Origin of the sequence: Campylobacter sp. BCW_6466, assembly GCF_001762835.1 — a bacterium.
GTDB lineage: Bacteria > Campylobacterota > Campylobacteria > Campylobacterales > Campylobacteraceae > Campylobacter_D > Campylobacter_D jejuni.
Genome location: NZ_MJXO01000067.1, coordinates 19,038 through 32,256, shown reverse-complemented (window position 1 = coordinate 32,256; position 13,219 = coordinate 19,038). Strand labels below are relative to the sequence as shown.

Below are 13,219 nucleotides of genomic sequence, written 5' to 3'. Positions count from 1 at the left end.
TTACTCCTTAAAAGCATCCTAAGAGCTTGTTTTTGTTCTCATCTTTCATTCCGTAATACTCCATCAAGCTATCAACCACACTAGGATTGGCTTCTTTTTTTCTGTTAAAACGCTGATTTTTTCTTGTTTCATTTTCTTTAGCGTATTTAAGCCATGTATAAAGACTTCCTGCCACACTTGACATTCTTTTTCCATTTCTTTTCCATTCCCTAGCATCCCAATAGCCTATAAAATCATTAGCCAACTCTTCACCAAAGTTTGTGCCATTTTTCTCATTAAAAGCTATTATTTGTCTCATGAGTTCATTTGCATTTGGGACTTTAAACTCTTTTTTTGCCATTTTCTCTAACTCCTTTTTGCTAAAATCAATAAAGCTCGTCACAAAAGAGGCGTTTTGATTAGAAACGCGTTCTTTCTTTTCTTGATTATTTTTTAAATTTTCTAAATTCTCTTTTTTTATAAATTTATTATTATTAATATTTATATTATTTATAAATTTATTATCGTGTGCGTGCGTGCGTGTTTCTATATAATGCAAATTCTCTTTTTTTTCGTTTTCAGTAGTTAATTTTCTGTCGATTGATGAAGTGTTATTTTTAAGAGTTTTGCTTAGCTTTTCATCACTGTTTTTAAGCAAAGATAAAGATTTGTTAAAATGCTTTTTAACTTGATAATTTTCATCTTTTAAAATCCATTCATAAAAATTTAAAGATCCATTTCTAACCTTTTTAATTTCTAAAAGTCTGAGTTCAATTAATTCTTTTTTAGCAATTCTTAGTCTATTTAAACTAATTCTTTGATTATTTTTAACTTTTATAAACTCTCTTAGATAGATCTCACTTACAATCGTTTTTTCACTAAGCTTTGCTAATTGAATATACAATGCTAAAGCATCAACACTAAGACCACCATAAGCTATAGTGTTTGATAATTTCAAATAGCCTTTTCTCTCTCTTAGGCTTTTACGCCCCAAAGCTACATCAAAACTTGCTATAAAATTTGGTATCACTAACGCTCCTTTATGTTATAATTTAAATTAAAAAGGCTTTTTATGATTGAAATGTTTTTTAATTTTCTTGAAAACAAAGAGAATGTAATTCCATTATTATTTGGATTCGTTTGCGGAATTCTTGTAGGTTTTACAATTTGTAATTTTATAAAATATTCTATTTTTAAAACAAAATGTGATGCTATAAATTTTCTAGAAACACCCATTACAATGCACTTGAGAAATGGTAAGCATTTTAAAACTTCTTGCCATTTTTTACAAGGGAATAAATGTTCTAAATTAAAATCATACTGCATATATCACCGACCTAAAAAAAGATTTTCCAAATTAAAAAATAAACTAAAAAACCTATTGAAAATCCCACTATAAAAGCCATTTTTTAACCTTTAATCCGTTTTAAAAAGTCCTTTGCTATAATTTTTTTGCACCAAATCAAGAAAGGACTTATCAAAATGGATGACAAAGATTTAAACTTGTTAAAAAACATCCCTTATCTTATGGAAAAAATCGAAGAGTTAGAAAACAGGATAAAACAGCTAGAACAAGCTGCACAACCTAAACCATACTCTACCCAAACTCCAAATTACTTAGGAGAAATCTAAGTCTTAATAAGACTTAGATTTTTATCATTCTCAAGCAAAGCACCAGCAAGCTCCATTTTATACATAGTTCCCATATATGCAAAGAGTAAATCTTCTACTTTTTCATATTTTCTTTTTTTCATAAGCTTAAGCATTATCTCATAGGTTTCATCGCTAATATCAATTTCAATCCTAACCCTTTTCATTGTCTTTTTCATTCTCTATCCTTTCTTTTTCTCCCAAAAATTTAAGCAATTTATTCCTATTATTTTTACCCCAAATATTAGGTGGTATTTGATGTTTTTCCCAAAGTTCTCCGGCTACTTGAACTTTAATTCCTATTCTAGAGCTTAAAATACTTCCAACGCCATCTTTACTATAATAATCAAGTAGTATTTTTTTAATTTTTTTCTATTCATATTCTTACAATTCCTAAAAATATTTTTAAAAATGTAGCATAACTACTATAAAATTAAGTTTAAAAAATATGTAAATATACTACATATATTTTTTTAAATAGTCGATGTATAATTACTACAATTAATAAGGTGGATAAAAAATGGAAAAAAATAAAACATTTTATAAGCTTGATAAAGAATATTTATCACAAATTTTAAAAGAAAAAAAAATAAGCAGAGCAAAATTTGCACAGATGCTTTCAGAAAATGGATATGAAATCACTTTAGATGGAATAACTTATTGGTATAGAAGTGAAAACAATCAACCTGAGGATTACAAAAATATTATAACTATGGCAAAAGTTTTAGAAGTGCCAGTTAGTAAACTTGCTCCAGTAAATGATAATATAAAATCTTTTTTACAAGATGATAATCAAATAAATTTCAGATATTTCCCAGATATTTATGCAAGTGCAGGACTTGGAACCTCATCTCAAAGTGAAGAAGTTAAAATAGTTTCCGTTGATGAAAATTTTCTAAAAGAAATTTTAGATATACCTATAAAGAAGAGTTATGATATTATAAAAATTAATGGCGATAGTATGGAACCTATTTTATCTAATGGAGATTTTATTATTATAGATAGAAGTAAAAATTCACTTGAGACTATTTCAAATGCAGATATTGTTATTTTTAGAAAAAATGATGATTTATTTTGTAAAAAAATTAAAAAAGAACCTTTTGAAGATTATATTTTTTTAGTTTCTGAAAATAAAAAATACGAGGATAAAAAAGTAGATAATAGCGAATTTGAACAATGCGAGATCTTAGGTGCTGTAGTATCAAAAATGGCTGTTGAAACCTTTAAAAATTTTATAGAAGTGGTGGGATGAATTTTAAGCAATGGTTTTATTTTTATTTAAAGTTTTTATTTAACAAAGTGCAGTATAATATAAAATATTTTAGGTTTGTTTAATTATAGAGAAAGAAAACTTATGACAAAAATACAATCATTTTGGAATGGTTTTTACGGTAAGCAAATTAAGATGAAATTATCAAATTATGGAAAATTTCTAATAAGCTTAAAGATGCACAAGCCACAGAAAGAAAAGTTATTTCAGAAAAAAGATAAAAAGAATTTAGTTGTTTTAGCAAATAAATTAGTATCATAAAGATTATATTAATTTCCAAAAAAGGATATATAATGAGGAAAATGGATGCAGCATCGGAAAAAAGATTAATTGAAGCCGTATCTTATCTTAAAAAGATAAGTAAAGACGCATTAATGGCAAGGCTTTATCAAAAAATATTATTTTTATTAGAGTTGAAATATTATCAACAACATTCAAGACCGTTTATCGGTATAAATTTTAAAAGTTATAAATTTGGACCTTTTAGTCTTGATGTAGCAAAAGCTTTAGATGACCCTAAACCAAATTCAGAATGCTCAAACGAAGTTAAAGAAAAAATAGATGAAATATTAAAAGAATATAATCTTAATAGATTTGACCAAAAAACAATGGGAAAATCATTTAAAAAAATGATTGATTATATTCACTCTTTAGTGTTTTATAATCTAACTCCATTCGATTGTGATTTTAACTTTGATAATTATTCTTTTGAAGATTTATTTGAGAGAATTAACTCAAAGCTAGATGGTAAAAAATTAGAAGATGAGAAGTATAAATTTGCTTTAATTAACCAAAAAGCTAAGGAATACGAATGCCTATTCCAAATTTAGCTATTAATATAATAAGATTTTTAGTATCAACCTATAAATTAAAAAACGAAACATATGCTTATAGTGAATTTGGAAAATATATTAGAGTAACATTTTCAAAATTAAATGAAAAAAGTGATGTAAAAGAAATTTTAGATTTAATACGCAATTTCGATGAAAAGAAATTAGTGGAATTTTATGATTTATTAGTTTGCGCAACAAAAAATTTTAAAGATTTCTTAGTAGAATTTAAAGCCAAATTATTTTGTTTTATATGTGAAGAAATGAGAATTGAAATAAAATCCCTTATAAATAAATGAAAAACTCATAATCTTATCATTATTAGCTATTTTAGCTTTTGCTGATTATAATCAATACAAACCAAGTGAAACTACTTGCAAGTTGGCAAGAGTATAAAAAGTTATAAAACTGATTGTGGTAAATTTTAGTCTTTATTTTACTTATACTATCAATACCCCATCAGCCTTTTATATCCATCGCAACCAAGTTGATAACCACCATCACAAGCTAAACCATAATATTTTTTTGCTTGTTTAAAATTTATCCTTACGCCTTTGCCATTCTCATAAAGTCCGCCAACAACTCCACAACTCACGCTATCTTTATATTTATCACATAAAAGTTTTAAATTTAAAAAAGCTCGTTTTATAGTATCTGGTTTTATTAAAAGTGCAGTATTTTTTTACAGGCACAAGGCATATCTATTTTATCAGATTGTAATTTATCATTATGATACAAAGGACATGCATAAGCCCGATTAATTTCAAAATCACTCATCTTTTTTAGTAATTTTAGCCCCTCTATAGTTTTTGTATCATTGGTTTTACTCAAAACAAAATCTATCAATTCTGACGCTTTTTTCCAACTATCTAAAGCTATCAATCGATTAATTTCTTTATACTTTTTATCTTTGTCTATATCAAGAGTTAAACCAACATAAGTCATTATTGTAATCAAATTAAATATATTGCTCTCAATTTTAAAATTTTCATCTATAGCAAAATTATTATAAATATACAAACAAGCTTCTTTATTCTTTTTATCATAGCAATCACTAAAAGATTTTTTGTATAGTTTTTCTTCTGGAAGGTTAAAATTTTTGTTTTTATAACCAACGGCGTGTTTTTCTATATATGCAGACATTTCAATATCTCTTCGCTCACATACATCAACCCCAAAGGCGTAAATATATATAAATAAAGCTAGTATTATTCTCAAATTTTAATCCTTCCAATTTTCTAAAAATATTTTTAAATATTTTTAGATTTTTCATCTTCCCATTAAAAAATTATACCAAAAAAATATTTTTAAAAAATGTAGGAATACTACTATTATTTAAGCATAGTTTAAGTGTAGTAATACTACAATTATTTCAACAAAACAAAAAGGATAAAAAAATGCTAGAGGTTAAATTAGATTTAAGACCTGATATTAAAAAAATGCTAGAAATAGCCTTTGAAAGAAATTATTCAAAAAGTTACACTTCTTTGGAAGAGTTTTTAGCTAATGTTCTTCATAATGCAGTTAAAAACTTAATCACCAAAGAAGCGTTTGAAAACAAAGGATTTGTTATTTCTCTCAAAGATTAGGAGTTTCGTTTAAAACTTGAAAATCTTTGTCATCTAGTCTTTTTTCAAGGGTTGCGACTTTACTTTCTAGCTCGCTAACTCTTAAAAGAAGATTATTAAGTTGAGCTTTTAAGCTTTGTATTTCGTCCATTACATCACCTTCCTAGAGTGAAAGTGATTATAACTAAAAAAGGATAAAAAATGAGTTTTACAGATTTTTATTTTGATAGAGAAGAAAAAAGAATTTCTAGCCAAACAAAAGAATTAATTACAAATGAGTTTGAAAGCAAAGAGAATTTAGAAAATATATTTGCAAACTTGCAAGATTTTAAAAACTCTTTGGAAATAAGCTTAGAAGATGATGAAGAAATAGCAATATCTTTACAAGCTTATGGAGATGAATTTATAAAAAATGCTTATGAGCTTTTAGAGAGAGTTAGAAAATTCGAAAAACAATGTAAAAAGCTTTTTTAAAAGTTTAACAAGTCCTTTAAAAAGGGCTTTCTTAAGCTTTTGACCGCTTGAAAATTAAGCTTAATTGCTAATGTTCTTTTCTTTGCTTTACTCTTACCCACGAAGTGGGACGGGGGCTTTAGCAAAGCGGTTTTAAACGAATTTATTTCGGATAAAACAATAGCAATAACATAGCGGAAGGGTTAGCAAGTTATCCATAAACTTGGCTCGTTATTATTGTTTATAGTGCTATTTTTAAGGTTTTCTTGCACTTTAAAAACGACAGAAAATCAAGAGTTTAAGAAAAAGAAAGTATAATTATAAAGTTTAAGTTGCTAACTTGTCTCGGTGTTGAGAAAGGAGGCTAGAATGATTGAAAAATTAATAACTATTTTAATTCTAATTTTACAATTAGTTTTAGAGCTATTAAGACTTTACAATTAAATAGCCACACTTTTATAAAACACAGACAAATTTTAACCAAATCCGCTTAGCATAAACTTAAACGATTATACAATGCCGAGACTTGCGGATTTACTCGGCTTTATCAAAAATAAAAATAAATTTGATAAAATAACATTGTTTAAGTGGCTAATTTCTCTTGGTGGGGAAGGAGCTGTTTTTGATGATAGAGAAGTTTTTAAAAATTGCTTTTTTATTGTTAGAAATAGTAAAAAAGTTGATTGAAATAATCAATCAACTAAACTAAAAAACCACTAAAATTATAGAATAGCCTTGCTTAGCCTATACTTAAACAATACTCACGCCAAGAGAGCAAGGCTCTTGGCTTTTCTTAAGCTCCTTTAATGCTTAAATGGGGCAACTTTACTACTTGAGAATTCGCCTTTTTGTTTTATTTCTACTATTTTAAAGAACTCAGTTGTCCTTTTTAAGCATTAATCTAAAAGGAGAAAAAATGAAAGCTTATCACACAAAAGAACAAGTCATTATAAAACTAAGTAAAGATGAATATAGAAAAGAAATGAAGCTAAATAAGTCTTTAAAAGATGAAAATAAATCTTTAAAAACTGAAATTTCTAATCTTGAAAATGAAAAAATAGAACTTTTAAAAGAGTTAAAAGATCAAATAGAAGCAAATATGAAAAATATAAAAGAAATTAGCTCTTTGCAAAATAAAATTTATGAGCTTCTTTATATAAAAGAAAGGTCGAAACTATGTTCCTAAATAGTAAAAAAAATGAAAAAATAAGATATTTAGAAAAAGAAATTCAAAGGCTAAAAGGTGTAATAGCATTAAAAGATACTGCTATAAATGAAATTTCATTGAAGTTAGAAGAAGAAATTGAAATCAATGTAAAACTTAGTAATTTTCGTATAAAAATACTTGATGCTTTAGGGCTTATAGGCGTTTTTAAAAATGATGATAAAGCTATTAAAGAAGTAAAAAGATTAAAGGAGAAAGAATTATGAAAAAACAAACAAAACCGCTAAGTATAAGAATTCCATTAGAATTAAAAGAAGAGTTGCAAAAAATAGCAGATAAAGAATACCGCCCTTTAGCAACTCAAATAGTTAAAATTTTAAGCGATTATGTTAAAATAACCAGTAAAAAGGAGTAGCATGGCAGAAGAGAAAGAAAACATTGTTAAAAGAGTTTGTAAAGAGTTAAATATCACACAAAAGGAGTTAAGCGAGATTTTGGGGGTGCATCTTACTACTATTCAAAAATGGGTAGCTAATGATAATGATTTGCCTTTACAAGCTAAAAAATCTTTAAATTTGGTATTAGAAAATCATCGTTTAAAAACAAGACTTAAAATGCTTGATGAGTTTGTAAGATTATTTAAAGAGCTTCAAAAATAAGCATTTAAAGGTGTAAAGAAATTCTTTATACCTTTAAAATACAGAAAATTTATATATTTATTTTTAAAAAATATATATATTTTCTATAAAATATATTGACTTTTATATAATATTTATGTATAATTACTCTAAGAATACAGAATAATTCTGTAATGTTCTTTTAAAGTAAGAGTGTTTTAAGTTAGTTTTGTTAAAATTTGACTATGTTAGAGTTACTTAAGAACATAGGACTTGGCTTATTTGTCAATGGTAATTATGCTTTACTTAGTGGCAACATCACACTAAATAACACTTATATAGTGTTTGGCAGTGTGGCACTTATGGCACTTAGTATTTATGCAGATAGAAAGGAGAAAAAATGAGCGGCGAATATATAATCAGTGGATTTTTAACAATTTGCCTTATTATTGCTTCTTATGAGGCTTACAAAGCTTATAAAAAGGTAAAAAAACAACACTAAACTTATAAAACACTCTTGCTTTTAAATTAAAAAGCAGGAGTAATTATGCAAACTTTAACCCCAAAAACAATTTTTTTAAATACAGAAGTTGCAATATCTTATGAAACTTCAAAACAAAACATAAATAGCACTAAAAACTATCACGCTGATGAGCTCATAGAAAATATACACTATTTCTATGATTATGAGCAAACCAAAGGCGGAAGACAAAGAGTAATCAAATGGACCTTAGAAGGTGTTTATATGCTAGGCTTTTTTATAAAAAGTCCTAAGGCTAAAGAATACCGCAAAAAAGTAGCTAAGCTTTTAAGAGAGCAAACACAGGCTAGATTTAAAACCCTAAGCGATGAAAATCTAAGGCTTAATTCTTTAAATCATCATCAAAAAATAGGTTATAAATCTCAATTAAAACAACAAAAGGAACATTATGAAAACAAAATCAAAGCCCTAAAATACGACTTAGAACATAAAAAGTAGCTAAGCTTTAAAAGAAAACTTAGTGAAAAAGAACTACTTGAACTTAGAAAAATCTTAGCCAAGGATTATGATATGGTTTGCATAAAAGAATGGGAAATGAGTTTATTTGCCGAAAAAATAGGAAAAGATACTGTTTTTGAAGCTGTTTTAAATAAATTAGAAAAAGAGCTTAAGTATTGGCAAAATTATGAAAAATGCGAAGAAAAATGGAAAAAGATATTAAGGAGATGAAAAATGAGTAATGAAGTTGTATTAAAAGAAGAAAATAAATTAGAAATAAATTTTAATCCTTATGAGTTGGCTTTGGTAAAAGGTGATTTATCAAAACTTAGTGATGTAGAACGAGCGAGTTATGTTAAAAATCTTTGTGAAAGTTTAGGCTTAAACATGCTTACAAAGCCTTTTGAATACATAGTATTAAATGGCAAACTTACTTTATATGCAAATAAATCAGCAACAGATCAGCTAAGACAAATAAGAAAAGTAAGTATTACAAAAGCAGAAGTGGCACAAGTTGGCGATATTTATATGGTTACAGCCTACGCAGCAACACCAGATGGAAGAACTGATTGCGATACAGGTGCTTTAAATATTAAAAATTTAGGTGGCGATAATTTAGCAAACGCAATAATGAAAGCTATCACAAAAGCAAAAAGGCGTGTAACCTTAAGTATTTGCGGACTTGGAATGCTTGATGAGAGTGAATTAGAAACAATAAAGGAAAAGCGATTTTTAAATCCAAATGAAGATTTAAAAGTTTGGGGTAGTGATGAAAAAGCTATAGAAAATAAAGCAAAAGAATTAAAAGCTTTAGGTGCTGAACTTAGAAAATTTATGTGTGATAATGGTTTAAACACCCAAGAGCAAAACAATTTTATAAAAAAACATTCTTTATTTACAAGTGAAAAAATACAAGAAGTTCTAAGTAATAAAGATGAATTTTTAACACAATTAAAAGGAGAATTATAATGTTACCAGCATTTAAGGCAAGTTTTGAAGTGGCAAATTATTCGCCAAGTGTAGAGTATTTAAGTGAAGGTGGGCTTTATAGCGGAATTTTCCGCAAAGCCTTTTTATATGATAAATTGGCAAGCGATGGAAGCAATAATACTTTTATTTGTTTTGAATTTTTAACCAGAAAAGAGCAAAAACTAGCTATTTTTAATCTTTTTGTAGCTAAAAATAACGATTTTAGCTATATCAATAAAAATGGAGAAAAAGAAAATTATTTAGGATTTAGACAATTAAACGCTATTATGAAATTCTTTGGAATTGATGAACTTGATTTTAGCGAAAAGGGAAATGAGAATGTTTTTGGAGTGCAGACTGAAGTTATTTATCTAAATTCTTTAGTTAATAAACTTTTAGTTTTAGGTTTTGGAACAGAAGAATATTTAAGTAAAAATGGAGAACCTGCTAACAAAATCTTTCTTGATAGAATTTTTAATGAAAAAATGCAAAACATGGATGAGTTTCAAAATAATAAAGAGCCTTTATCTATAAAATCTTTTAAAGCAAGGCATAAATCTTTAAATAATGACAATAATAAATCATTTATTCCAAAAGAAAATCAAAGCTATAATCCTTATGGAAATGAAGTAAAAAATCCTAACAATGAAAAATATATCGAAATAGGAGATGATGATGAAAGTTTGCCGTTCTAATTATCTTGAAATTGTAAAAATCATACCATTTAGTGAAAGAAGAACTTGTTTTTGCGAATTTGCTAAACAAAATGAAATAAAAATCGAGAAAATAAATTATAAAAATCACATAAGCAAAAAAGAACTCAGAAAGGCTTACAAAATTTACAAAAGTAAGCCAAGTGGAAGAAATTTCTTTCATGAAAAAAAGCTTATTGTTAAAGCTTTTGAAGATGTTGAAAAATTTTTAAGGAGTTAGAATGAAACCAAATTTATATAACGACCATTTTCAAAATTTTAAAAGATATAATATACCAAAAGCACAGCTCGTAATAGCTGATATTCCTTATAATTTAGGCAACAATGCTTATGCTTCATCTCCTGAATGGTATATAAATGGGGATAATAAAAATGGAGAAAGCAAAAAAGCAAACAAAGCATTTTTTGACACAGATAATGATTTTAGAGTTAGCGAATTTATGCACTTTTGCTCTAAAATGCTTATAAAAGAACCTAAAGAATGCGGTAAAAGTCCTTGTATGATTGTTTTTTGCTCTTTTGAACAACAAACAATGTTAATTGAAGTAGCTAAAAAATATGGCTTTAATCATTATATAAATTTGGTTTTTAGAAAACAAAACTCATCTCAAGTTTTAAAAGCAAATATGAAAATAGTTGGAAATTGTGAATATGCTTTAATCTTATATCGTGAAAAACTTCCAAAATTTAATAATGATGGCAAGATGATTTATAACTGCATGGATTGGCAAAAAGATGAAGGTATTCCTAAAGTACATCCCACACAAAAGCCTGTTAAATTACTAGAAAGATTAATCATTATTTTTACAGATGCAGGCGATGTTGTTATAGATCCATGTGCTGGAAGCGGAAGCACTCTTTTAGCAGCTACAAATTTAAACCGCAAAGCTTATGGCTTTGAGATTAAAAAAGACTTTTTTAAAAGTGCTAATGAGATTATGTTTAAACATATAGAAAGAAGCTTATTTGCTTAAGTAAAATTTTGATAAAATAAAATAAAGGAGAATTAATGCAAAATTTCAAAGCTTTTAAGCTTATTTCAAAACGTATTATAAAAACACTTTTAAATGATTTTCCAAATCAAAGCATACTTTTTTCAGATGACTTTAACAAAGATTGTAAAGAATATAAAATAGACTTTAGCTCTTGTATTCATTTTCTAAAAGAATGCAAAGTTTTAAAATACGACAAAGAAAACAATAGCGATTTTTCAGGAGTTTTAATCAGTCCTAAAGCTTATTTATACTTTTCTAAAAATGATTTTAATGATATTGATGATCTGATTGAATTTTGTATGAGATAAAGGATTAAAATGCAAGAAGAAACAATTACTTACGCAAGAGGTCGTTTAACTGAGCTTAAAGATAAAAAAGATGAGCTTCAAAGACTTATCAAAGATAGTAAAAATCTAGCAATTAAAAATATACAAAATGATGATTTAAAAGGCGCTAGACTTTATATTGATAAACTAGAGCTTTATTTTGATGAACTTTTAAAGACAAATACGGATTTAAATTTGCTTTGCAATAAATGGGGTTTAAAGGATAAATATAACACAATGGATTAATGAATTATAGGAGATATTATGGGCGATACTGAAGTTACAAAACAGCAAGTTAGAAAAGCTGGAGAAAATATTAGAAATAACATAGCAACTCTTAAAGATTATGAAATAATATCAAATTGGCGTAGCATTCATATTTCTATTATGACTAGTATGGTTAATTCTATTAACAAAAAACTAAAAAAACATAAATTAAAAGCTTTAATTGTAGCAAGAAGACTTAAAAGACTTAATTCTATAGAAATTAAGTTAAAGCGTTTTAGCAGTATGAATTTAGATAGAATGCAAGATATAGCAGGTGTTAGAATTGTTTTCAAAACCATGGAGCAAGTCAATGAGTTTAAAACAATAATGGATGATACCTATTTAAAAGGTAGCATAAAATTTAAGCTTGAAAAAACAAGTAATTATATTGAACAACCAAAATCAGATGGTTATCGTTCAATTCATCAAATTTTTGAATACAAAGATGGTTCAAAAAAATGTTTAGAACTACAAATAAGAACACAGTTGCAACATAATTGGGCAACAGCAGTAGAAGTTTTAGGAATGAAAACAAAATCAAAAATAAAGCAAGGAGAAGGTGAAGAACATTATAAAGAATTTTTTAAACTATGTAGTGCTTTATTTTCAATAATAGAAAAAACTAATATCTTGGAAGAGTATAGCAAATTTACAAAGTTTGAAATATGCAAAAAGATACAAAAACTTGATAGCGAGTTTAATATTTTACAAACTTTATCAGGTTTGGCAATTTTAGGCAAAAATATAGAAAAACAAACAGATAGGAAAAATTATTATTTTATTGTGGAACTCAATATTACAGAAAACACTTTAATGATTCGTGGATATAAAAAGAATAGCTTTCAAAAAGCACAATGGGATTATGATTTATTAGAACAAATATCCAAAGAAAAAGGAGATACTGATGTGGTTTTAGTTTCTTTAGATGAGTTTAATCTCCTTAAAAAAGCTTATCCAAATTATTATCTTGATAGTGGTATGTTTATCGGGTCTATAAAAAAAGAAATTAATGAGATAAAGGAGAAAAATGACAGCACAGGAAATTAAGGAATTATAATGGATATTATTTTAGGAATTGGTGCGGTAACTCTAGCTATAGTTTCAATAGCTTTAGCTTATGGATTTTATAAAGAAAAGAAAGATAATTATGAATGAAGAGCAGTTTGATAAGTGGAATGAACGCAAAAAAAGTTTAAATAAAGCAAGTTTAATCAGAAAGGCAAACGCAAAAAAGATTTATTGGCTTAGCGTTGGTTTAAATGTGGGTAGCGAAGTTTATGGTAAAAATGAGTTTTTTACGCGTCCTGTTTTGGTAATAAATAGTTTTTATAATGGCACATTTTTAGGCATACCTTTAAGTTCTAAGACTAAAAACAAAAAAGGCTTTTTATTTCACAAATTTAAGGACAATAAAGGCACTTTACAAGTTGCACTTTTA

The 13,219-nt window shown here is 26.7% G+C and carries 26 protein-coding genes and 1 pseudogene; 22 read left to right on the top strand and 5 right to left on the bottom strand.

Annotated elements, in window-relative coordinates; translation table 11 throughout:
* Window positions 1-7 precede the first annotated feature (7 nt).
* A complete protein-coding gene (locus AJ887_RS06965) occupies window positions 8-1,009 on the bottom strand; it encodes a hypothetical protein (protein ID WP_070240591.1) in 1,002 nt (333 codons plus the stop codon).
* A gap of 452 nt (window positions 1,010-1,461) precedes the next feature.
* On the opposite strand from AJ887_RS06965, the gene AJ887_RS10265 reads away from it, so the two are divergent.
* Window positions 1,462-1,611: a hypothetical protein gene (locus AJ887_RS10265; RefSeq protein ID WP_002785586.1), complete on the top strand. Its 150-nt coding sequence runs from the start codon at window positions 1,462-1,464 to the stop codon at window positions 1,609-1,611.
* Here AJ887_RS10265 and AJ887_RS06955 read toward each other — a convergent pair.
* Window positions 1,608-1,808: a hypothetical protein gene (locus tag AJ887_RS06955; protein WP_070240592.1), complete on the bottom strand. Its 201-nt coding sequence runs from the start codon at window positions 1,806-1,808 to the stop codon at window positions 1,608-1,610. The two genes, AJ887_RS10265 and AJ887_RS06955, sit on opposite strands and share 4 nt — an antisense overlap.
* 341 nt (window positions 1,809-2,149) lie before the next feature.
* On the opposite strand from AJ887_RS06955, the gene AJ887_RS06950 reads away from it, so the two are divergent.
* The 4 genes from AJ887_RS06950 (at window position 2,150) to AJ887_RS06940 (ending at window position 4,028) form a co-directional block, all read left to right on the top strand.
* Complete coding sequence (locus tag AJ887_RS06950) at window positions 2,150-2,881, top strand: helix-turn-helix transcriptional regulator (RefSeq protein WP_070240593.1); 732 nt, start codon at window positions 2,150-2,152, stop codon at window positions 2,879-2,881.
* 102 nt (window positions 2,882-2,983) lie between these two features.
* Window positions 2,984-3,160: a hypothetical protein gene (locus tag AJ887_RS10260; RefSeq protein ID WP_002819537.1), complete on the top strand. Its 177-nt coding sequence runs from the start codon at window positions 2,984-2,986 to the stop codon at window positions 3,158-3,160.
* A 32-nt stretch (window positions 3,161-3,192) separates the two neighbouring features.
* On the top strand, window positions 3,193-3,729 hold the full coding sequence (locus AJ887_RS06945; RefSeq protein WP_002819544.1) for a type II toxin-antitoxin system antitoxin SocA domain-containing protein: 537 nt from the start codon (window positions 3,193-3,195) through the stop codon (window positions 3,727-3,729).
* Complete coding sequence (locus AJ887_RS06940) at window positions 3,711-4,028, top strand: hypothetical protein (protein WP_002881987.1); 318 nt, start codon at window positions 3,711-3,713, stop codon at window positions 4,026-4,028. Before AJ887_RS06945 ends, AJ887_RS06940 begins: the two co-directional genes overlap by 19 nt.
* A gap of 149 nt (window positions 4,029-4,177) precedes the next feature.
* On the opposite strand, the gene AJ887_RS10460 is transcribed toward AJ887_RS06940, so the two are convergent.
* Together AJ887_RS10460 and AJ887_RS06935 are read right to left on the bottom strand one after the other, a co-directional pair.
* Window positions 4,178-4,324 (bottom strand): Sel1 repeat protein, encoded by a 147-nt coding sequence (locus AJ887_RS10460; protein WP_079860511.1) that lies wholly within the window; start codon window positions 4,322-4,324, stop codon window positions 4,178-4,180.
* 68 nt (window positions 4,325-4,392) lie between these two features.
* Entirely contained in the window at window positions 4,393-4,947 is a 555-nt protein-coding gene (locus tag AJ887_RS06935) for a sel1 repeat family protein (RefSeq protein WP_251988542.1), read from the bottom strand.
* A gap of 179 nt (window positions 4,948-5,126) precedes the next feature.
* On the opposite strand from AJ887_RS06935, the gene AJ887_RS06930 reads away from it, so the two are divergent.
* Window positions 5,127-5,318: a hypothetical protein gene (locus AJ887_RS06930; protein WP_070240594.1), complete on the top strand. Its 192-nt coding sequence runs from the start codon at window positions 5,127-5,129 to the stop codon at window positions 5,316-5,318.
* On the opposite strand, the gene AJ887_RS10255 is transcribed toward AJ887_RS06930, so the two are convergent.
* Window positions 5,308-5,448, bottom strand: a complete 141-nt coding sequence (locus AJ887_RS10255; protein ID WP_002881938.1) for a hypothetical protein — start codon at window positions 5,446-5,448, stop codon at window positions 5,308-5,310. The genes AJ887_RS06930 and AJ887_RS10255 overlap by 11 nt on opposite strands.
* A 50-nt stretch (window positions 5,449-5,498) precedes the next feature.
* On the opposite strand from AJ887_RS10255, the gene AJ887_RS06925 reads away from it, so the two are divergent.
* From AJ887_RS06925 to AJ887_RS09935, 16 genes and pseudogenes are all read left to right on the top strand, one after another.
* Window positions 5,499-5,771: a hypothetical protein gene (locus AJ887_RS06925; protein WP_070240595.1), complete on the top strand. Its 273-nt coding sequence runs from the start codon at window positions 5,499-5,501 to the stop codon at window positions 5,769-5,771.
* 495 nt (window positions 5,772-6,266) lie between these two features.
* Window positions 6,267-6,437, top strand: a complete 171-nt coding sequence (locus AJ887_RS10250) for a hypothetical protein (RefSeq protein WP_002786775.1) — start codon at window positions 6,267-6,269, stop codon at window positions 6,435-6,437.
* A 229-nt stretch (window positions 6,438-6,666) separates the two neighbouring features.
* Window positions 6,667-6,936: a hypothetical protein gene (locus AJ887_RS06920; protein ID WP_002874357.1), complete on the top strand. Its 270-nt coding sequence runs from the start codon at window positions 6,667-6,669 to the stop codon at window positions 6,934-6,936.
* A complete protein-coding gene (locus AJ887_RS06915) occupies window positions 6,927-7,181 on the top strand; it encodes a hypothetical protein (protein ID WP_002825847.1) in 255 nt (84 codons plus the stop codon). The genes AJ887_RS06920 and AJ887_RS06915 overlap by 10 nt, the downstream gene beginning before the upstream one ends.
* Entirely contained in the window at window positions 7,178-7,330 is a 153-nt protein-coding gene (locus AJ887_RS10245) for a hypothetical protein (protein WP_002881929.1), read from the top strand. The genes AJ887_RS06915 and AJ887_RS10245 overlap by 4 nt, the downstream gene beginning before the upstream one ends.
* 1 nt (window position 7,331) lies before the next feature.
* Complete coding sequence (locus tag AJ887_RS06910; protein WP_070240596.1) at window positions 7,332-7,574, top strand: helix-turn-helix domain-containing protein; 243 nt, start codon at window positions 7,332-7,334, stop codon at window positions 7,572-7,574.
* A gap of 203 nt (window positions 7,575-7,777) precedes the next feature.
* On the top strand, window positions 7,778-7,936 hold the full coding sequence (locus tag AJ887_RS10240; protein WP_002826568.1) for a hypothetical protein: 159 nt from the start codon (window positions 7,778-7,780) through the stop codon (window positions 7,934-7,936).
* A gap of 143 nt (window positions 7,937-8,079) precedes the next feature.
* Window positions 8,080-8,742, top strand: a pseudogene (locus AJ887_RS06905) (hypothetical protein).
* A gap of 3 nt (window positions 8,743-8,745) precedes the next feature.
* Window positions 8,746-9,480 (top strand): hypothetical protein, encoded by a 735-nt coding sequence (locus AJ887_RS06900; RefSeq protein WP_070285028.1) that lies wholly within the window; start codon window positions 8,746-8,748, stop codon window positions 9,478-9,480.
* Window positions 9,480-10,175, top strand: coding sequence for a hypothetical protein (locus AJ887_RS06895; RefSeq protein ID WP_070240598.1), 696 nt, complete (start codon window positions 9,480-9,482; stop codon window positions 10,173-10,175). Before AJ887_RS06900 ends, AJ887_RS06895 begins: the two co-directional genes overlap by 1 nt.
* Window positions 10,156-10,413, top strand: coding sequence for a hypothetical protein (locus AJ887_RS06890; RefSeq protein WP_059111150.1), 258 nt, complete (start codon window positions 10,156-10,158; stop codon window positions 10,411-10,413). Before AJ887_RS06895 ends, AJ887_RS06890 begins: the two co-directional genes overlap by 20 nt.
* A 1-nt stretch (window position 10,414) precedes the next feature.
* A complete protein-coding gene (locus tag AJ887_RS06885) occupies window positions 10,415-11,167 on the top strand; it encodes a DNA-methyltransferase (RefSeq protein ID WP_070240599.1) in 753 nt (250 codons plus the stop codon).
* Window positions 11,168-11,202: 35 nt separating this feature from the next.
* On the top strand, window positions 11,203-11,496 hold the full coding sequence (locus AJ887_RS06880) for a hypothetical protein (protein ID WP_070240600.1): 294 nt from the start codon (window positions 11,203-11,205) through the stop codon (window positions 11,494-11,496).
* 9 nt (window positions 11,497-11,505) lie between these two features.
* Window positions 11,506-11,760, top strand: a complete 255-nt coding sequence (locus AJ887_RS06875) for a hypothetical protein (protein WP_070240601.1) — start codon at window positions 11,506-11,508, stop codon at window positions 11,758-11,760.
* Between the two features lie 18 nt (window positions 11,761-11,778).
* A complete protein-coding gene (locus tag AJ887_RS06870) occupies window positions 11,779-12,828 on the top strand; it encodes a RelA/SpoT domain-containing protein (protein ID WP_070240602.1) in 1,050 nt (349 codons plus the stop codon).
* Window positions 12,829-12,928: 100 nt separating this feature from the next.
* Window positions 12,929-13,219: toxin-antitoxin system protein (locus AJ887_RS09935; protein ID WP_079860899.1), on the top strand; the 291-nt coding region annotated here is incomplete at its 3' end.